This window comes from Helicobacter sp., from assembly GCF_014799995.1.
Lineage (GTDB): Bacteria > Campylobacterota > Campylobacteria > Campylobacterales > Helicobacteraceae > Helicobacter_D.
Map to the genome: position 1 here is coordinate 1 of NZ_JAAVGY010000061.1, position 19798 is coordinate 19798.

Sequence of the window (19798 nt, forward strand, 5' to 3'; positions counted from 1 at the left end):
CTCATAGAACGATAAGCAAAATCCTCTCCCATTGTCGCTAAAAGTTGCTCTACACTTAAAGCCGCAACCAAGCTTCCCGCACCAAGTTTTAGAAATCTTCTCCTTTCTTTAAAAAATGCTTCTGGTGTTACATTTTGGTATTCGTTTGTGTCTGCTTTTTTATAATTCAAAAAATCCATTCCTTATTCCTTTAATGTTTTGGCTAAATTTCACGTTCATTTGTTGCATTTTTAGCAATCAAAACACCCTCTAACATAGAATCAATATCTCCATCTAAAATCGCCTCCACATTACTATATGCAAGATTAGAGCGTAAATCCTTCACCTGCTGATAGGGGGCTAGCACATAACTTCTAATCTGATGTCCCCAGCCAATCTCGCTTTTATCCTCGCTTGCGTTTTTTTCCTCACGTTTTTGAATCTCTTGCTCATAGAGCTTGGACTTTAGCATTTTTAATGCAGTGGCTTTATTTTTGTGCTGACTCCTATCGTTTTGACATTGCACCACAATGCCCGTAGGAATATGTGTAATGCGAATCGCGGATTCTGTTTTATTGACATGTTGCCCCCCTGCGCCCGAAGCGCGGTAAGTATCAATGCGCAAATCCTTTTCTTCAATCTCAATCTCAAGATTGTCATCAATCTCTGGACTCACTTGCACTGCGGTAAAACTCGTATGCCGTTTAGCATTAGAATCAAAGGGCGAAATGCGCACCAAACGATGGATTCCATTCTCTACCTTAGCATAACCATAGGCGTTTTCTCCCTTAATCATAAAGCTAACATCTTTTAAGCCCGCTTCCTCTCCCTCTTGATAATCTAACAATTCCACTTTGAAGCCTCTTCTCTCTGCCCACCGCAAATACATACGATAAAGCATACTCGCCCAATCTTGCGATTCTGTGCCACCCGCTCCGGGCGTAATTGTAAAGATTGCATTATTCGCGTCTAACTCACCACTTAGCATTACTTCAATTTCTGCATTTTTAATTTGCTCTTCAAGCTCTTTAGATTCGGCGAAAAGCAGCTCTAAGCTCTCCAAATCATCTTGAGAAATTTCAAACAATTCCTTTGCGTCATCTAGGGCAGACTTTGCCGTGTTGTATTTTTCTAATTGACGCTCACAACGTTTTTTTTCTTTTTGTAACTCCCCTGCTCTTTTGGTATCTTCCCAAAACTCCTTTGCCTGCTCCAAGCCCGCAATCTCTGAAATCCGCTCTTTAAGACGCGGGGGCTGCATAATTTTTTCTATATTTTGACGCTTGATTTCTAATTCTTTTAATAATTCGCTATATTCATAATTATCCAAATTTTTCCTTTATTTTAAATGATAAAATCTTGTGGCAAAATCCTGAATATCCGCAATGACTTGGGAAAGATTCTGATAGGAAATTGCGCAAAGATAAGATTCTTTTTTATAGACTTTGTCGTAATATTCTAGTAGCAAAATCTCCGCAGTGCGCATTAAATCTCTAGCATAAAAGGCACTTTTAGCCTCCCTCCAAAATTCCTTTTTCATAAAAGGCGCAATCTTTTGCATAGAATTTTCAAAAAATTGAGATGAAATTTTACCATATTGCGTTACGATTCTTTGCACTCTTTGTTCCAATGGTGCGACAATGAGAATCTTAGGGGCATTTTGATAAGATTGATAAAGTGGAGTAGGCAAAATAAGCCCGCCAAGCTTCTTACTCTCTCCCTCAACTAAAACAAAGGGGGCACTCTCCAACGCTCTAAGACGCGCAAAAAGCAAATTTTGAAACATTTTTACACTTGGCTGCTTCCCACAAATCGCACCGAAACTTGAGCCCAAATGATTTGCGATTCCCTCAATATCCAAAGAATCGCTAAAGTTGCGGATAATTTCACTCTTGCCACCCCCTGTTTGTCCCACAAGCGTAACAAAATGCTGCGCAGGAGAGCCCTCAAGAGACTTTAAAACTTCTTTACGATAAGATTTGTAGCCCCCCTCTAATAACACGACTTGATAACCAATATTCTGCAACACGATAAAAAACGCGTGGCTTCGCATACCACCGCGTGCGCAATAAATGCCAAAGGGTTTTTGCGGGCTTATCTTATCTTTCAAGACCAATAAATGCTTTGCGATATTTTGACTAACAAAACTCGCTCCTATCACCTTTGCTTTAAAAGAATCTTGACGATAAAGCGTGCCAATCTGCTGGTATTCTGTATCGTTTAACACGGGGAAATTCTGCGCCCCTACGATATGTGATTCTGCATATTCTCTTGGCGAGCGCACATCAATAATTAAAGATAAATCTGTGTTTAAAAACTCTCCAATTGGAATGGCTTTTGTCATTTGTCTCCTCTAAGCACTTAAGATAGAATCACAAAATTATCCAAAGATATTTTGTTTAAACTTTGTCTCTATAAAGAATCTTATAAACTCTAAGCAACGCAATAAATAGCGCGGTAATTGCGGGACCAAAGACAATACCCCAAAACCCAAAACTTGTAAGCCCTGCAAGAATGGCAAAGAAAATTAACATCTCGTTAATTTTAAGTGGAGTTTTGATTAATACGCGGTTAATAAAGCTGATAATCAAGGGCTTCACCCCATTATCCGCCAATGTTGCAATGATAATAATAGAATACAATGCGATAATGATTGCATAACTATAATTTCCCAAATATAATTCATATCCTGCAATGGGTAACCAAACCAAACTTCCACCCACCACAGGTACAAGTGAGGCAAAACCATAAAAAACACCCAACAAAAGAGCATTATATCCAAAAAAAGCCATTAAGACTCCAAACAATGTGCCCTGCAAAAGCATAGAAAAAATAGAGGAATAAAACACAACACTAATCACCGCACTGACTTCATTATAAAGCGACTTGATATAAGCTGTCTCCATAGGAATCAATCCTAAGAAATACTGCCCCAATGCACTTCCATAGTAATAAAAAAAGAATAAAAACACCAAAATAAATAATGTATCGCTCAAAAAATAAAAACTATTTTGAGAAATTTTTGCAACAATGCTTAAGCTTCTTTTTGCAACCTCACTCCAATCAATCGTAGAAAAATGCGCTAGCCAATCATTTACTTCTTTTTGCAACAACTCTGGCATATAGGCAAAGATTTCTTTGCCATATCCTCCTAAGCGCACTTGCAAATCGGATAAAAAATTCTGAAAATTCCCTAATTCTAAATTAGTCGCTAGGGTTAATAAGTTTAAAAGAATATAAAAAATAGGCAAAAAGCAAAGAACTACAAGCAAGAAAGTAAGCAAAAAAGTAGAAATCCATCGGGATTTTATGCGCCTTAAAATCGCATAATAAATATTTTGCGTTGCGATAAAGAGCAAGAACGCAATCAACAAATTCATTAAAAAGGGGGAATAGAGCTTAAATAGAGCAAATAATGTCAAAGCAAAAATAACAAGAAAAAAATAGATTCCAGCTTTCTGCATACTTTGCCTTTATAATAAACTTAAAAATCGCCAAGCTAAAAGCCTAGCGATTCTATCAATTTTACTGCAATGCTTTACTTGGTGGAAAGATAAATACACTTTTCCTAAAGACTTCAATCGGCTTTTCACTGCCTAGTGCATAAGCCTTGATATTCAATGGAATGTGCGTGTCTTTTTGTGCGTCTTGCGCTAGGTTTGCTTCAGTATAAAGCACGACAACTTGCTTAGATTTCTCTCCTGCTTCAATACGGAATGGCTTGCTTGGACGCTTGATTTTAATGTTTGCATTGTCTTCAATTTCGAAATAAAACTCATAGGTTTCTTTCTGGGTGTTTTGAAACAAGAAAACATAAGAGTTTTCTACGCGCCCATTTTCACGAATCGTATAAAGCTCTTGCCGATTGATATTTAAAAGCATATCCTCTTTTTTAGAGCTCATCATCAAAAGCCCTGAAAACACAACAACCATAGCAACAATATAACCAATTGTTTTGAAACGCATATAACGCACTTTTTGGCGGTCCTCAATACTTTGTGGGCTAGTCCAAGAAATTAAGGTTGCTTTGCCCAACTTACCCATTACTTTGGTGCAAGCGTCAGAACATTCAAGGCAGTTGATACACTCTAATTGCATACCTTTACGAATATCAATGTGTGTAGGACAAATTTTGACACAGGCTTCACAACCTGTGCATTCTGCATTGGGCACTTCTGGCTTTTTCCACAGCTTGATTCCTTTAGCGTCAAAAACCTCCCCACCTCGTTTATAATCATATACCGTCATAATGGTGTCATTATCATATAAAACACTCTGCACGCGGCTATAAGGACACATATAAATACAGAAGTTTTCTTTGATAAACACAACCACAGCAATTAATGCAATCGTGAATCCTAGCAAGAAAATAAACAAATATTTGTGTTCTAGCGGATTTTGAATATAGTTAAAGAAATCAGTCGGCGGAACGAAATACCACATCAAGTTAGACGCCGCTATCAATGACACAATAGCCCAAATTACAAGCGCGATAGCCTTTTTGATTTTATTAGCTCCTAAACTCATATCGGGTTCTAGTTGGCGATTCTCCATTCGTTTGCGCAAACCTAAAATCTTAGTTTCCAACAAATCACGATAAAGCACGCGGAAGATGGTTTGCGGACAAGCCCAACCACACCATACGCGTCCTGCAAGAGTTGTCATAAAGAAAATTGCCAAAAACATTAAAATCAACAAAAATGGCATTAGATATAACTCTTGCATATCAAAAGCAACACCCAACAAATGCAACTGCTTATGGTCAAAAGATAGCAAGAAAATCTGATTACCATTAATTTTAATAAAAGGAATACAGAATAATAAAATCGTAGTAATCCCATACATCACATAACGTCTCTTGAAATATAGGCGTTCCTTGACACTCATTTCATTCTCCTTAAGAATTTGATTTCTAGCAAAACTTAAATATTACCATAATAAAGGAAAAAATAAAATTATTCGCTTAATTCAAATACTGAATCATTTTCAATCAATTTTAGTTGATTCTTAAAGTTTTTACGTTAGAATCCGAAGCTTTTTATTAAAGCTAAATTTATACACAAAGGTGGTGATTTAGATGCCGGGAATTAAAGTCAGGGAAAACGAATCTTTTGATGACGCTTACAGGAAGTTCAAAAAACAAGCGGATAGAAACCTTGTTGTAACCGAAAGTCGCGCAAGAAGATTCTTTGAACCAAAAACTGAAAAGCGCAAAAAGCAAAAAATCAGCGCACGCAAAAAAATGCTCAAACGCTTATATATGCTTCGCCGCTACGAATCAAGGCTCTAAAGCAAGTAAGATTCCATTATGGAATCTTACAATCTTAATTAACTGCAAGATTTTTTCTCATTCGTTACATTAATGACAATAACTTTGAAGCAATGGTAATTTATATTATTGCTTTAGGATTCAAACTTTTGCAATAGCTTTTTGCTACTTTCCTTGTTTTTAGGATTAAAATTTTAATGATAGTCTTTTATATTTATGATAAAAAAATTATAAATTTTCTAAACACGGCTAAATTTAAAATTATGTTATAGAAATCTAAAAATTAAAAAATAACACTTTAAATTTATGCAAAAAGAATCCCCTAAGGGATTCTAAAAGATTTATTCCACTTCCGCGTCAATCACATCATCATCTTTTTTGTTTTGTGTGCCACCTTGCGCATTTTCATCTTTTTTATACATTGCTTCTGCGAGTTTATGGCTTGCTTCTGTCAGTGCCTTGACCTTTGCATCAATTTCTTCTTTGGTGGCATTTTCGTTTTTAAGTGTTTCTTGCAAAGCAGAGATTGCCGCTTGGATTTTCTCTGCCTCACTCGCGTCAATTTTATCTTTCATTTCATCTAGGCTTTTTTGTGATTGATACACTAGACTATCGGCTTGATTGCGCACTTCAATGATTTCTTTTTTCTTTTTATCTTCTTCTTTATTGAGTTCCGCGTCTTTGACCATTTTTTCAATTTCAGAATCGGACAATCCGCTAGAACCTGTGATTTTAATCTCTTGCTCTTTGCCTGTTGCTTTGTCTTTGGCACTCACGGTTAAGATTCCATTGGCGTCAATGTCAAAAGTAACTTCAATTTGTGGCACACCACGAGGAGCAGCAGGGATTCCGCTTAGTTCAAAGTTCCCAAGCATTTTATTATCACGTGCTAACTCACGTTCTCCTTGGAGCACTTGAATCGTAACAGCAGGTTGGTTATCCTCTGCGGTTGAAAACACTTGATTTTTCTTGGTTGGAATCGTTGTCCCACGTTCAATAATCCTTGTCATCACGCCACCTAAGGTTTCAATTCCCAAGCTTAAAGGCGTAACATCTAACAATAATACATCTTTGACATCACCCTTAAGCACACCACCTTGAATCGCAGCTCCCATAGAAACGACTTCATCGGGATTCACAGACTTATTCAATTCTTTGCCGATAAAGTCTTTGACTCTCTCTTGCACTTTTGGGATTCTAGTCGAACCACCTACCATTACGACTTCGTTAATTTCACTTTTGCCCAAGTCAGCGTCTTTAATAACATTTGCGATTTTGTCAATCGTTTGGTTAATGTATTGCTCAATGAGGCTTTCAAATTTCGCACGCGTAAGCTTTTTCACCAAGTGTTTAGGACCATTTGCGTCTGCGGTAATGAAAGGCAAGTTGATTTCAGTCTCTTGCGCACTGCTTAGCTCTTTTTTCGCATTTTCAGCGGCTTCTTTTAAACGTTGGAGAGCCATTACATCGCCTTTGAGATTGATTCCATTTTCGCTTTCAAACTCTGCTGCTGCCCAATCAATGATTGCATTATCAAAGTCATCTCCGCCCAAAAATGCGTCCCCACCTGTTGCTTTAACCTCTACAACATTGTCCCCTGTTTCAAGCACGGTAACATCAAATGTTCCTCCACCCAAGTCATAAACCACAATATTTTCCGAATGTTTTTTATCTAAACCATACGCTAAAGCCGCAGAAGTTGGCTCGTTGATGATTCTTAATACATTCAATCCTGCAATCGTTCCCGCTTCTTTGGTTGCCTTTCTTTGCGCATCATTGAAATATGCAGGCACGGTAATGACTGCCTCTGTAACTTCCTCACCTAAATAGCTCTCCGCGTCTGCCTTTAATTTCATCAAAATCTTTGCTGAAATTTCTTGTGGGGTATAAACTTTACCCGCAATCTCAATCGCACACGCACCATTTCTATCTACAACTTTATAAGGAAGACGTTTTTTGGCTTCTTGCGCTTTTTCTTCGTTAAACATCAATCCCATAATTCTTTTAATAGAATAAATTGTTTTTTCTGGATTTGTGATTGCCTGACGTTTTGCAGGGTCGCCAACTAATACCTCACCCTTATCTGTAAAAGCCACGATAGAAGGGGTCGTATTTTTACCCTCTTTGTTTGCAATAATCTTTGCCTCATTACCTTCAAATACTGCCATTGCAGAGTTTGTTGTTCCTAAATCAATTCCTAATACTTTTCCCATTGTTTATCCTTTATTTTGAATTTAATCTCTGCGATTCCTATGGCTACTTCGCAATGCTTACCATAGAGGGACGCAAAACCCTTTCTTTATATTTGTAACCTTTTTGCATTTCTGCAACAATCTCGCCTGACTGATGTTCCTCGCTCTGCACCTGCATAATTGCATCGTGGAAATTGGGGTCAAACCCTCCCTCTGTCAAGATGGGTTCGATTCCGTGCTTTGCTAGTGTTTTTAGCAAATTATCCAAAGTTAATGCGATTCCCTCTTCAATTTTGCTTAGAATCTCATTTTGATTTTCGCTTTTTTCTTTAGAATCGCAAATCGTTTTTAACGCAATTTCAAGCGTATCAAGACTTGGAAGCAAGTCTTTAGCGATTTTTTCATACGCATATTCTAATGCTTGGTCCTTATCACGAATCAAACGTTTTTTAGTATTTTCAAAATCCGCATAAGCCCGCATATATTGGTCTTTTAGCTCATTGATTTGCAACTGCAATGCTTCTTTAGAATCTGCTTCTTCTATTGTTTCTTCTTGTAATTCACTTTTTTCTTGCGAATCGTCAAAAGATTGATTTTCGTTTTGCTCTTCTTGCACTTTCGCTCCTTATTTTGATTTTGAATAACTTAAAAATTGAATTTTAGCAATTATTTATCTAAATTTCAAGCAAAATTATATAACTTTAGTCTATTATTGTCAAGTTAAATTAACAAAATAAACTAAACTTTCTTAAAAATTTATGCGCAATCTATTCCGAATGATAAATTTTTGTGTTAAAAGTTTGAGGAATTTTATTCCTCATCTCATTTTGATTTTAAGCAAAACTCTGTTATTCTTAAACTTTTTATACTTTAATTCTAAGGTTAAACTCCAATGATGATTCTAAAATCCCCTAAAACAACATTCCAAAAATTATTGGTTTTGGTTTTTATGGTTTTCAATACTCAATTTTTGGCGCAAGATTCCACTTCTACACCTACAACCTTTCAAGTAGAAAATGGCAAAACGATTATTCTATCTACCAAAACGCAAAATCCAAAACCTATTAAAATCAACCAAAAAACTTACTCTTGGATTCCACACCCAACAGATAAATCCCAAAAAATCGCGATTCTTTCTATTCCTTATCGCACTCCTGCTTCTACGATTCCATTAGAAAATGGCGCATCTATCCAAGTGATTGCGGGAAATTACACCAAAGAGCAAATCCAAGCAAGCCCTAATAAAGTCAAACCCAATCCCAAAAATCAAGAAAGAATCAAACAAGAGCGAGAAGAGGCAAATAAGATTTATAGCAATTATAGCCAAGCAAGACTTTGGGATTCTGTGTTTATTTATCCTATGCAAAGCGTGATTACAAGCCCCTTTGGAAGTGCGCGTGTATTTAATAACGAATTAAAAAGTTATCATAGCGGTACAGACTTTAGGGCAAAAATTGGCACAGAAATTTATGCAAGCAATCGGGGTAAAGTTGTGATTGCCAAAAATCGTTTTTTGGCGGGTGGCTCTGTCGTCTTAGACCACGGGGAAGGAATCTTTAGTATGTATTATCATTGTAGCGAATTAAAAGTAGAAGTAGGACAAATTGTAGAAAAGGGAGATTTGATTGCGCTTAGCGGGGCGACAGGGCGCGTTAGCGGACCGCATTTGCATTTTGGGATTCTTGTTCGTGGAGCACAAGTAGATCCACTAGACTTTATCACGCAAGCCAATGCACTTTTTACAAACCCTTAAGGAAACAAAATGGATTCTATGCTAGACAAACAAGTCTTACAAAATCTTAAAACGATTTCCCTCTCTATGTTTCGCAAAAACTTCTTTGGAATCTTTCACGGCTCTATTTCCACAAAATTAGAAGAGGGGCACTTTCTCATCAACAAAAAAGACGCGATTTTTGATGATTTAGATGAAGATTCCCTCATTACACTCTATCACAAGAGAGACTATCGCTGGAATGATGCAAGTATGGACGCTTTTATCCATTCTTTGCTATATCAAAATATCCCAAATGCTAAATACATTGCTTATGTAATGCCGCCTTTCAGCGTCTCTTATACTCTAACGCATAATAAAATTATCCCTAAAGACTACTTTGGCTACAAAGTTCTTGGAACGCTTGATGTGTATGACCCCAAAGACTTTGATAGTTGGTATGAGCGCGCCGATGTAGAAATCAATCGGTATTTTAAAGAAAGTGGTAAAAAAATTATGGTGATTCGTGGTTATGGAGTCTATGCTTATCATCGTGATTTACAAGTTTTATCTAAGCTTTTCGCCCTCCTAGAAAACACATGCAGAATCTTGCATTTTAGCAGTTTGCTTGAGGGGAGTAAGCAAACGCAAGATTTATTTGATATTTAGAAAGATTCATATTTGCTTCTCATACTCCCTACAATAATGCAATAGTCCAATCTCTTCCCCTCCACATAAATTTGGCATTCCAAAAGAATAGAATCTTAAAATACCTCCTCTCTATACCAATTAGAAAGCAAAAAGAATAAACAAGATTCCAATCTTTAAACAATGAAATTGTTTGAGTGGTTTGGATTTTCCCCCCTTAGAATCTAACTAAATACACCATTAGCAAAAGAACAATAGAATAGGTTCTCTTCAAATGATTATGTATTATCATTTTATTTCTTTTTATGCTATAACCTTTTTAATCCATTTGGCAGAATGGATTAAAAAGGTTGCAGACCTTATTATGTGAAATATGCTCAATCCTCTTGGGATTGGGCTTTTTTTTTGATTATTTAGTTGGGTACGTGGGAGGATTTCACATAATAAGGAATCCATAATGCTGGAACTTCTAAACTTCTGCATTGCAATCCTTACAATCTTGGTTACTCTATTTTCTAAGGAAATAAGAGAATGGCTAAGACTTGAATGATTGCCTCTCTGCAATTTTCCACAAGGAATTTGCCACCCTTGTGGTTTCTAGGAATCTCCCACCCATCACATACGTTTCCTCTTTTCTACTTCTAAATCAATCTATATTCTTGTTTGTAGCACAAAAAGGAATAGTAAAATGCAATAAGGGCTTGCATGTTTTAAGCAAGCTTTGATACTTGAGGTAATAGGAGAGAATTTAGATAGAAATTCCTAGTTGTTTGCACAACTAAAAAAATCACACTAAAAGGATATAGCATAGCAGAAAGCCTTTATTTACATTATACCCAAATTTAAAGTTTTGACATAAACTCTGAAATAAGGATTAAAAAAAATCTTTTCTAAGATTTTCAACAAAAAACCGATATGCTTCAATATATAATTTTAGCTTTTAAAAACAAGGGTAAGGAATGCAAAATTTCCAAAATATAACACCAACGAGACAAACAAAGTGCCAAGAATATACAAAAAGGTGATAAATACGAAGAGTTTGTCGCAAAACATTATAGAGACAAGGGCTATATTGCCTTTAAAATAGCCTCTTAGGAACAACAAGATGGCGAGATTGATTTGATTGTTTTCCATTCAACCCATACTTTGTTAATACAATGCAAAAATTATGCAAAAAATACTCCCTATAAGCTCAAAAAAGAAAATATAGAAAGTATCATTAAAGCCTTGATGAGTCAAGAAAAATCATCTCTTTTACCATCTTGCAAATTATAAAATTAAGTTTGTTCTTACTGTTGCTTCGCATTGTGTAGAAACAGAGGCTTATCGTACCTACAATAGAAAACAAATCAAAATTGTCTTGCTACCCATATCAGATAATGGGGAATTTATTAAGGAAAGAGAAAAAATCAATAAGGATTCAAAAAACAATCATTATAGTTTTTTGTGTTTAATTTATCTTTTACTTGATTTCCACATTCCATAAAGAAAATGGACATTTTGCGGATTCTTTTTTATGATTCCATAATGCCAATGAGCAAAGGCTTCTTTAGATAATCAAATTCTCTCTTTGATGAAATCCGAATAAGATTTTACTTTCAAATATTCAAAATTATAAAAAACATTTGCAAGCATAACTCACACAATTAGGTTTAACACAAATTTAACTTGCTCTTGAAAATTTCTTTTACTTCCGCCTTGATAGTCGCGCTTTTGTCTTGCAATTCTAATATTGCATAAGGAGTAAGTTCGGCTAAATGCTTGATTCTTTTGCCATTGCTTAGAGCACAAACATAACCATTTTTTTGATAATTTTCAGGATTTTTGGCATTTAATTGTGTTTTAAACAACTCTAATTGCATAGACTTTGTAGCTAAAAATTGCTGGGCTTTTAAATGAATCTGAAAGCTTGGATTCTGCAACTTTAATGCACACAAGGAAATTTTATGCTGGATTGCTTGCTCTAAAAGCAAAGAAAAATTATCCAAATTTTGTTTTGTCTGTTCTATTTTGTTGAAAAACAAATTTTTCTCTAATAAAAATGCGCTCTCTTGAAGTTTGCTAGATTTTTTTTGTATCATCTTCATCAATTTTTCATTGAGCATATTTTGCATTGCGTCCAAATTTAATAGCCATTCATTCTTATCAGGCAATAAAGATTCCATTGCTGCTGAAGGAGTTGGAGCGCGCAAATCCGCGACAAAATCACTTAGAGTAACATCTGGTTCGTGCCCAATAGCCGAGACAATAGGAGTTTTTGCCTTGAAAATACTCTCAATCACTAAAGACTCATTGAAAGCCCACAAATCCTCTAAACTTCCTCCACCGCGAGCCAATACAATGCAATCTACTCCTAAACTATCTGCAATTTGGATATTATTCGCAATGCTTTCTTTTGCCCCCTCCCCTTGCACAAGCGTATCAAGTAAAACAAATTCTACAAGATTCCACCGCTTCTGCGCAACTCTTAACATATCGTGCAGAACCGCCCCTGTGCTAGAAGTGAGCAAGGCGATTTTTTGAGGAAATTTTGGCAATGGTTTTTTATTATCAAAATAACCTTTATTCTTATAGGATTCTTTTAATTGTTCAAAGGCTAATGTTAATTCTCCGATTCCACTTGGCAGTACGCTAACGCAATTTAACTGATACTCGCCTCGTGGAAGATAGACGCTAATCGCACCCTGAAGCACGAGATTCATACCCTCTTGAATTTGGAATCTTAAACGCGCAGCATTTCCCCGAAACATTACGCACTTTAGGCTAGAATCTTTGTCTTTTAATGTAAAATAAAGATGCCCACTTGAATGGTGTGTAAAATTGCTCACCTCTCCGCTGACACTTACATACAAAAAAGTAGATTCAAGCAAACTCTTTATCTGTGCATTCAGCTCGCTAACGCTTAAAGATTTCATTATTCTACAAGCATAATCGCAAGATTTGCACTGATTTGCTGTCCCTCTTTGGCATAGATTTCTTTAATTTCTCCGCCAATCGTTGCCAAAACTTGATTTTCCATTTTCATTGCTTCCACGATAGCCAAGACATCGCCCTCTTTGATTTTATCCCCTACGCGCACTTTTAACTTAGTTAAATTACCCGGCATTGGTGAAATAATATGTCCCGGAAGATTCGCCTGCGGCAAGGAATCAGATTTTTTATTGGTTACCTTATTTGAAGAATCTTTATCGTGAGATTCTATTAAAACTTCTTTCAAATCCCCATCAACACGTACGAAAAATGGTCGCACATTTTCATCTTTTGCACCACTTCCTTCAATTTTGATATTATAAGTCTCGCCGTGCAGATTAATCGTAAATTCTCTTGGCATTGGAGCATTAACCCCCTCAAAAGTCGTGAGAGCCTCTGGGCTTAGGCGATTTTCATTTCTCTCACACAAGAATTTCTTCGCAATGCCGCCAAACATTGCATAAGAAATAATATCTGTCTCACTTTTGGCAAAGCTCTGGGATTCTTCACTTGCTTTTTGTAACTCTGGCTCTAACTTGTCTGCTGGACGCCCGACAATCATCTCCTCCCCCTCTGCCTGAATACGTTCAATCAATTCTTTAGCAATAGGAGCTGGGGTCTTGCCATAATAACCCTTAATAATATTCTTAGATTCTGTTGTAAGCGTCTTGTAACGCGTTTGCGCTAGGACATTCAACACTGCCTGTGTGCCGACAATTTGACTAGAAGGCGTAACAAGAGGAGGATAACCGAAGTCCTTACGCACATTGGGAATCTCTTGTAACACTTCGTCCATTTTATCTAGTGCGTTTTGTTCTTTGAGTTGGTTTGCCATATTAGAAATCATACCACCGGGAATTTGATTCACCAAAACGCGAGTATCAATTTGATTATATTCAGATTCAAATTTCTTATATTTTCGGCGATTTCTTTTCAAGATTTCAGCGGCTTTTTCCATTATTTCCAAATCAAGTTTTGTATCCCATTGTGTGCCTTGCAAAGCCGCTACGATAGACTGCGTGCAAGGATGGCTTGTGCCTTCAGCCAAAGCAGAATTAGCAACATCCACAATATCCACCCCTGCTTCAATCGCCTTTAAATGTGAGCCAAAGGCAAATCCGGCAGTAGAGTGCGTATGCAATGCCAAAGGCAAATCAATCTCATTTTTTAAGGCTTTCACAAGTTCAAAGGTTGCATTAGGAGTAATCAGCCCCGCCATATCTTTAATTGCCAAAGAATCGCAACCGCGTCTTGCTAATTCTTTGCCATATTCTACAAAATTTTTGATTGTATGCACGGGTGAAGTAGTATAGCAGATTGCACCCTGTGCGTGTTTGCCTTGCTTTTTAACCTCTTGTATAGAAACTTCTAGATTGCGAATATCATTGAGTGCATCAAAGATTCTAAAAATATCTACCCCATTTTGAGCAGAGAGCCTAACAAATTCACGCACTACATCATCAGCATAATGCCGATAACCAATGAGATTCTGCCCGCGCAAGAGCATTTGTATTGGAGTTTTTTTGAAAATTTCTTTAAAAATTGCCAAACGTTCAAAAGGGTCTTCTTTCAAATACCGCAAACAAGTATCATAAGTCGCCCCGCCCCATACTTCTACGCTATGAAATCCTACTTGTTCAAAAAGCTGTGCCGCCTCTACCATATCTTCTGTGCGCATACGCGTTGCGAGCAACGATTGGTGTCCATCTCTTAAGCTATTTTCAGTAATTTTTATCATTATAAACTCCAAATTTAAATTTTTGAGTTTATATTATAACAACAAATTGCAATGTTTTCGGTAGATTGTGAGAATTCTGCATTAAATTTATCCATAATGATTATTTTCGTATCACATAAATTTTAGAATCCAAACCGAAATAATTTTAAATTTTGTACTGAATATCTTTATGTGCAAGATTATGGATTGCCCCGATTCCTTGCGGAATCTCACAATGACGACAAGCCAACCACTGCGTCATTGCGAGGAGTGTAACGACGAAGCAATCCATAATCTAAAATCCCACTTTAGAGATTCCATTGCAATAATTAATTTAATCCAACATTATAGATTGCCGCGCAAGTTTTGCGAACTTGCTCGCAATGACAATTTACTACGGTCATTGTAAATCTCGTGAAACACTTTATAAATCCCTCATTTCTTGCTTATTCTTTAGAATACAGAATCATTAACTTTTCATTTTGTTCTGTGCTACTCAAGTGAATCGCATTGCAATGCTCATCTTTTTTATCTTGGTTTGCCTGTTTATTGGCTTCTAATTCCACTACTTCAAAAAAACTACAAAAACTAAGTCCCTCATCAAGAAATTCCATTTTTTACTCCTTATATTTGACTTACCAAATATAAAGCAAATTACATTCCTCTTTTGAGATTATCTTGAAATCCTAATAAGATTCCGTCAATAAATTGATAATATTAATTTATTTTTGTTTTTAAGAAGCAGACCAATATATGTTTAAGAAAAATTTATTAGGCAAGCGATTTAAACTTGTATCAATAAAACTTTGATAAATTGACTATTGCGCTTGCGTATTTAGCAATTCAACTTCTGCAACATCTTGAGATTCTGTGACATTATTTTCAAGATTGGCAGGCATTTCGTTTTTAACATCTACAAGCCAATAAAATTTTGCAACTTCATCTGAAGCAGGTTTGACAATAGCAATCTGATAACCTTGTTGTAACTCAACTTCTTCTACCACACCGACTAAAATGCCAGAATAAAAAATATTATCATAACCACTCGTTCGCACAATTGCTCCTACTTCAACTTTTGGATGTAGGGGAATGAAATCTACAACAAAACCTCTATTAATGTCATATTTTGCGATTCCTTGTGATTTTTCATTGCCCACCATTACACTATAACTACATTTTTCATCACCATTCAAAAATCCCTCTAAACGATGATTTTGCAAAATCGCAATTCCTGCTACTTTATTATCGTTAATAAGACCGAAAATAGTGCCATTTTGATATGCTTTGCTATTTTTATACTCTAACCAAATCTTTTTATAGTCATTCATACGCACAAATGAAAGCATACGCACAAATGAAAGTTCTGGGAGATTCAAACGCAGAGGAGAATTAATAGACTCCAATAAATCATTGTATTCAACTTTTAAAGCCTCTAACAAATATTCTATCTGCTGTTTATCTCTCAAAGAATCTGAAAGCTGTTTAATCTGCTCTGCTTGATAAAAATGACGTTGAATTGCATTTAACATATTGCTATTAAGATTTAAGAAGCCTCTCTTAATATTATCACTAAAGAATAATATTTTACTTTGCACTTCGGTAGAAATTTTCATAGAAATAAACAATGCAACAAATACAAAGATAATCCACAGCAAAACTTTTTTCACTTATTTTTTCACCCTCGCCATTTTTTGCATTGTTTTTATCTTAAAAAACCCTATCCCTTGAAATTATTCATAAGAAAGCTGCTGCAAAACATCAATCTCTTCTAAGGCTTTACCTGTTCCTTTTGCAACACACAATAAGGGTTCTTCACCCACATATACAGGGAGTTTTACAACATCGGACAAGTATTTATCAAGCCCACGAATCAGTGCCCCACCGCCTGTAAGGACGATTCCATTTTCTACAATATCTCCAGCCAAATCTGGTGGCATTTGCTCTAAAACATCTTTTAAGGCATTGGAAATTTCTTTCAAGGGCTCTTTCATTGCTTCCCGCACATCTTCGCTCGTGAGTTCAATAGTATTTAGTAATCCACTGACTTGGTCGCGCCCTTTAACTTGCATTACAAGCGGCTCATCAAGACTAACCGCAGAACCAATTTGGATTTTAATCTCTTCTCCTGTGCGCTCACCAATGAGCAAGCTATATTTCCTACGCACATAATCCACTACGGCTAAATCAAGTTTATCACCCGCAACGCGCAAAGACTTTGAAATCACTAATCCGCCTAAAGAAATCACGCCAATTTCTGTTGTTCCCCCGCCAATATCCACAACCAAACTTCCCTTAGGTTCTTTGACAGGTAAGCCTGCACCAATTGCAGCCGCCATTGGCTCTTCAATCAAAAACACTTCTCTTGCTCCCGCACTAATGGCGGATTCTCTAACGGCTTTGCGCTCAACACCTGTTAATCCATAAGGCACACAAACAATAATTCTAGGGCGCATTAAAGCTTTTCTTCTATGTGCTTTTTCAATAAAATAACGAATCATCTTCTCTGTCATATCAAAGTCCGCAATGACACCATCTTTCATTGGACGTACCGCCAAAATACTCCCCGGCGTCTTACCCACCATATCTTTTGCTTCGTGTCCTACTGCTAGAATCTTATTTTTACCATAACGATCATTTTGCACAGCTACAACAGAAGGTTCATTAATAATAATGCCCTGCCCTTTTACTAAAACAATCGTATTTGCCGTCCCAAGGTCAATTGAAATATCGTGTGAAAACCATCCAACCACTCTATCTAATACCATATTCTCTCTCTTTCTTTATCGTGGATTCAAGCACTCTTTTTGCTTGTTTTTTTCTGTTTTACTAGCATAGGTTTTGCCTGCTTTAAAACCGCCTCCTTAGTGATAACCACCTCATAACCTCTCAATTCTGGTAATTCATACATAATATCTAACATAATTTCCTCCATAATTGAGCGCAACCCTCTTGCACCTGTCTTTCGTGCAATAGCAAGATTCGCAATTTCCTCTAATGCCTCCTCTTTGAAAGTTAAACTCACTCCATCAAAAGCAAAGAGTTTCTTATATTGCTTTGTCAAGGCATTTTTTGGCTTTTGCAGAATCTCAATCATTGCTTCTTTGGTAATTTCTTCTAAAGTTGCAATCATATGCAAGCGTCCAATCAATTCTGGAATCAAACCAAAACTGACTAAATCATCTGGCTCTACTTGCTCTAAAATATTCTCTTGGGCGACTTTTTCATTCACCTTATGATGAAACCCCAAGCTATTCCCTCCGATTCTGCGCTCAATAATATCCTTTAGCCCATCAAATGCTCCCCCGCAGATAAATAAAATATCCTTGGTGTCAATTTGGATAAACTCTTGATTGGGGTGTTTTCTGCCACCCTTTGGAGGAACATTAACAACACTACCCTCTATAATCTTCAACAATGCTTGTTGCACACCCTCTCCTGACACATCACGCGTAATGGAGCGGTTCTCTGAAAGTCTTGAAATCTTGTCAATCTCATCAATAAATACAATGCCTTTTTGCGCCTTTTGTGCATCACCATTTGCCTCTTGAAGCAAACGCGTCAGGATATTCTCCACATCTTCACCCACATAACCTGCCTCTGTCAAGCTTGTCGCATCGCAAATCGCAATAGGAATATTCAGAAATTTCGCCAATGTCTGTGCCATTAATGTTTTTCCGCTTCCTGTTGGACCAATGAGCAAAATATTAGATTTCGCAATCTCTGTCTCTTCCTCCTCTTGCCCTTTGGATTGCAACACACGCTTGTAATGATTATACACTGCTACACTAAAGACTTTTTTAGCTCTTTCTTGACCAATGACATATTCATCTAATACCGCCTTGAGCTCTTTAGGGGGGACGATATTTAATTCTTCGCTTTTGAGAGATTCTGATTCTTCATCAAAATGCTGCTCACCTCCAACAAGCAAACTATACGAAGCAATAATACAATTTTTACAAATACAAACATTATTTCCCGCAATCAATGGATTCTTTTGAGACTCTTTAGATTTGCAAAAATCACAAACTTTTTCACTCATTATTTTTCCTTGTAAAAGGGATTCCCCTCGTGGATTGAATAATAAATTCACACATCTTTTGGACATTAGAATCTTTTACGCCCTCATCAAGAATCTCTTTTGCGATTTCTTTAATGGGAGCATTACCAAAAAAAAGACGTTTATAAGCATTATGAATCTTATCTACTTGATGATGCTCGAAGTTTTTACGCAAACGATGCAAGTTCAACCCTCTCACGACTGCACGATTCCCCTCTGCCATACAAAAAGGAGGAATATCTTGTGAAAGCGCACTTGCCCCCGCAATCATCGCATAATCTCCCACTTTTACAAATTGATGAATCGGGGTTAAACCCCCAATATTGATATAATTGCCTAATACAATATGCCCCCCAAGCGTTGCACCATTTGCCAAAATGCAAGAATCTCCAATAATACAATCGTGTGCAATATGCACATACGCCATTAGCAAATTATTACTTCCAATGATTGTTTTGCCGCCCCCGCCCTCCGTTCCGGGATTTATCATCGTAAATTCTCGTATTTTATTATAATTACCGAAAATAAGTTCATTGGGTTCATCGTGGTATTTTAAATCTTGTGGTTTTGTGCCCAAAGTCGCATTAGGAAAAATCTCATTCCCCTCCCCTAAAGTCGTATTGCCAAGAATCGTTACATTATTATAAAGTTTGCAATCTTTACCAATCTTCACATCTTTACCAATGACGCAATAATGCCCAATCTCTACATTTTCACCAATCACTGCACCCTCTTCAATGATAGCAGTTTGTGCGATTTTTGCTGATGTTGCGATACTCACTTTTGCGCCTTTTTTTCCGTGTTATCTACTACCATTGCTTTCAATTCTGCTTCAGCGACTAATTTGTCCTCTACATAGGCATAGCCTTGTAATACCCAAATTCCGCCTTTATGCTTCAAAACTTCCAACTTATAAACAAGTCTATCACCGGGAACAACAGGATTCCTAAATTTTGCTTTATCAATACTCATAAAATACACGATTTTATCGCCTGTATTTTGTGCATTATCCCCAAACATACTCACAAAGGCTAATACACCTCCTGCTTGTGCCATACCCTCAATAATATATACACCGGGATAAATGGGTTGTATAGGAAAATGTCCATTGAAGACTTCCTCATTAATTGTAACATTTTTATATGCCTCAATTTTTTCATTGGGCGACAAAGAAATAATCCTATCTACGAGCAGTAAAGGATAGCGGTGTGGTAGAATCTCACGAATTTTTTGCACATCATAAATCATACGAAAT

At 36.7% G+C, this 19798-nt stretch carries 18 protein-coding genes; 3 read left to right on the forward strand and 15 right to left on the reverse strand.

What is annotated here, in order from left to right; translation table 11 throughout:
* Positions 1-202: 202 nt before the first annotated feature.
* From prfB to ccoG, 4 genes are all read right to left on the reverse strand, one after another.
* Complete coding sequence (prfB, locus tag HDT10_RS09470) at positions 203-1309, reverse strand: peptide chain release factor 2 (RefSeq protein WP_290882764.1); 1107 nt, start codon at positions 1307-1309, stop codon at positions 203-205.
* Between the two features lie 9 nt (positions 1310-1318).
* Positions 1319-2323: a tRNA 2-selenouridine(34) synthase MnmH gene (gene mnmH / locus HDT10_RS09475; RefSeq protein WP_290882766.1), complete on the reverse strand. Its 1005-nt coding sequence runs from the start codon at positions 2321-2323 to the stop codon at positions 1319-1321.
* A 55-nt stretch (positions 2324-2378) separates the two neighbouring features.
* Positions 2379-3443, reverse strand: coding sequence for an AI-2E family transporter (locus HDT10_RS09480; protein WP_290882768.1), 1065 nt, complete (start codon positions 3441-3443; stop codon positions 2379-2381).
* A 61-nt stretch (positions 3444-3504) separates the two neighbouring features.
* The gene (ccoG, locus tag HDT10_RS09485; protein WP_290882770.1) at positions 3505-4866 is read right to left on the reverse strand and encodes a cytochrome c oxidase accessory protein CcoG; all 1362 of its coding nucleotides are present in this window, start codon (positions 4864-4866) and stop codon (positions 3505-3507) included.
* A 190-nt stretch (positions 4867-5056) separates the two neighbouring features.
* Between ccoG and rpsU the strand changes: the two genes are divergently transcribed.
* Positions 5057-5269: a 30S ribosomal protein S21 gene (gene rpsU / locus HDT10_RS09490; protein ID WP_006803152.1), complete on the forward strand. Its 213-nt coding sequence runs from the start codon at positions 5057-5059 to the stop codon at positions 5267-5269.
* A gap of 320 nt (positions 5270-5589) precedes the next feature.
* Here the strand turns inward: rpsU and dnaK are convergent, their stop codons facing one another.
* The gene (dnaK, locus tag HDT10_RS09495; protein WP_290882784.1) at positions 5590-7461 is read right to left on the reverse strand and encodes a molecular chaperone DnaK; all 1872 of its coding nucleotides are present in this window, start codon (positions 7459-7461) and stop codon (positions 5590-5592) included.
* Positions 7462-7504: 43 nt separating this feature from the next.
* A complete protein-coding gene (gene grpE / locus HDT10_RS09500) occupies positions 7505-8056 on the reverse strand; it encodes a nucleotide exchange factor GrpE (RefSeq protein WP_290882786.1) in 552 nt (183 codons plus the stop codon).
* A 276-nt stretch (positions 8057-8332) separates the two neighbouring features.
* Here grpE and HDT10_RS09505 point away from each other — a divergent pair, with 276 nt between their 5' ends.
* On the forward strand, positions 8333-9193 hold the full coding sequence (locus HDT10_RS09505) for a M23 family metallopeptidase (protein ID WP_290882789.1): 861 nt from the start codon (positions 8333-8335) through the stop codon (positions 9191-9193).
* 9 nt (positions 9194-9202) lie between these two features.
* On the forward strand, positions 9203-9820 hold the full coding sequence (locus tag HDT10_RS09510; RefSeq protein ID WP_290882791.1) for a class II aldolase and adducin N-terminal domain-containing protein: 618 nt from the start codon (positions 9203-9205) through the stop codon (positions 9818-9820).
* Between the two features lie 1631 nt (positions 9821-11451).
* Here the strand turns inward: HDT10_RS09510 and xseA are convergent.
* The 9 genes from xseA to fabZ all read right to left on the reverse strand — a co-directional run bounded on the left by xseA (position 11452) and on the right by fabZ (position 19791).
* A complete protein-coding gene (xseA, locus tag HDT10_RS09515; RefSeq protein WP_290882793.1) occupies positions 11452-12714 on the reverse strand; it encodes an exodeoxyribonuclease VII large subunit in 1263 nt (420 codons plus the stop codon).
* On the reverse strand, positions 12714-14507 hold the full coding sequence (oadA, locus tag HDT10_RS09520) for a sodium-extruding oxaloacetate decarboxylase subunit alpha (protein WP_290882796.1): 1794 nt from the start codon (positions 14505-14507) through the stop codon (positions 12714-12716). Before oadA ends, xseA begins: the two co-directional genes overlap by 1 nt.
* 145 nt (positions 14508-14652) lie before the next feature.
* Positions 14653-14778, reverse strand: a complete 126-nt coding sequence (locus HDT10_RS09525) for a hypothetical protein (RefSeq protein WP_290882798.1) — start codon at positions 14776-14778, stop codon at positions 14653-14655.
* 154 nt (positions 14779-14932) lie between these two features.
* Entirely contained in the window at positions 14933-15100 is a 168-nt protein-coding gene (locus HDT10_RS09530) for a hypothetical protein (RefSeq protein ID WP_290882800.1), read from the reverse strand.
* A gap of 204 nt (positions 15101-15304) precedes the next feature.
* Positions 15305-16153 (reverse strand): rod shape-determining protein MreC, encoded by an 849-nt coding sequence (gene mreC, locus HDT10_RS09535; protein ID WP_290882803.1) that lies wholly within the window; start codon positions 16151-16153, stop codon positions 15305-15307.
* Between the two features lie 63 nt (positions 16154-16216).
* On the reverse strand, positions 16217-17251 hold the full coding sequence (locus HDT10_RS09540) for a rod shape-determining protein (RefSeq protein ID WP_290882806.1): 1035 nt from the start codon (positions 17249-17251) through the stop codon (positions 16217-16219).
* A 26-nt stretch (positions 17252-17277) separates the two neighbouring features.
* A complete protein-coding gene (gene clpX / locus HDT10_RS09545) occupies positions 17278-18525 on the reverse strand; it encodes an ATP-dependent Clp protease ATP-binding subunit ClpX (protein ID WP_290882808.1) in 1248 nt (415 codons plus the stop codon).
* Positions 18518-19324: an acyl-ACP--UDP-N-acetylglucosamine O-acyltransferase gene (lpxA, locus tag HDT10_RS09550; protein ID WP_290882810.1), complete on the reverse strand. Its 807-nt coding sequence runs from the start codon at positions 19322-19324 to the stop codon at positions 18518-18520. Before lpxA ends, clpX begins: the two co-directional genes overlap by 8 nt.
* Positions 19321-19791: a 3-hydroxyacyl-ACP dehydratase FabZ gene (gene fabZ, locus HDT10_RS09555; protein WP_290882813.1), complete on the reverse strand. Its 471-nt coding sequence runs from the start codon at positions 19789-19791 to the stop codon at positions 19321-19323. Before fabZ ends, lpxA begins: the two co-directional genes overlap by 4 nt.
* Between the last annotated feature and the right edge of the window lie 7 nt (positions 19792-19798).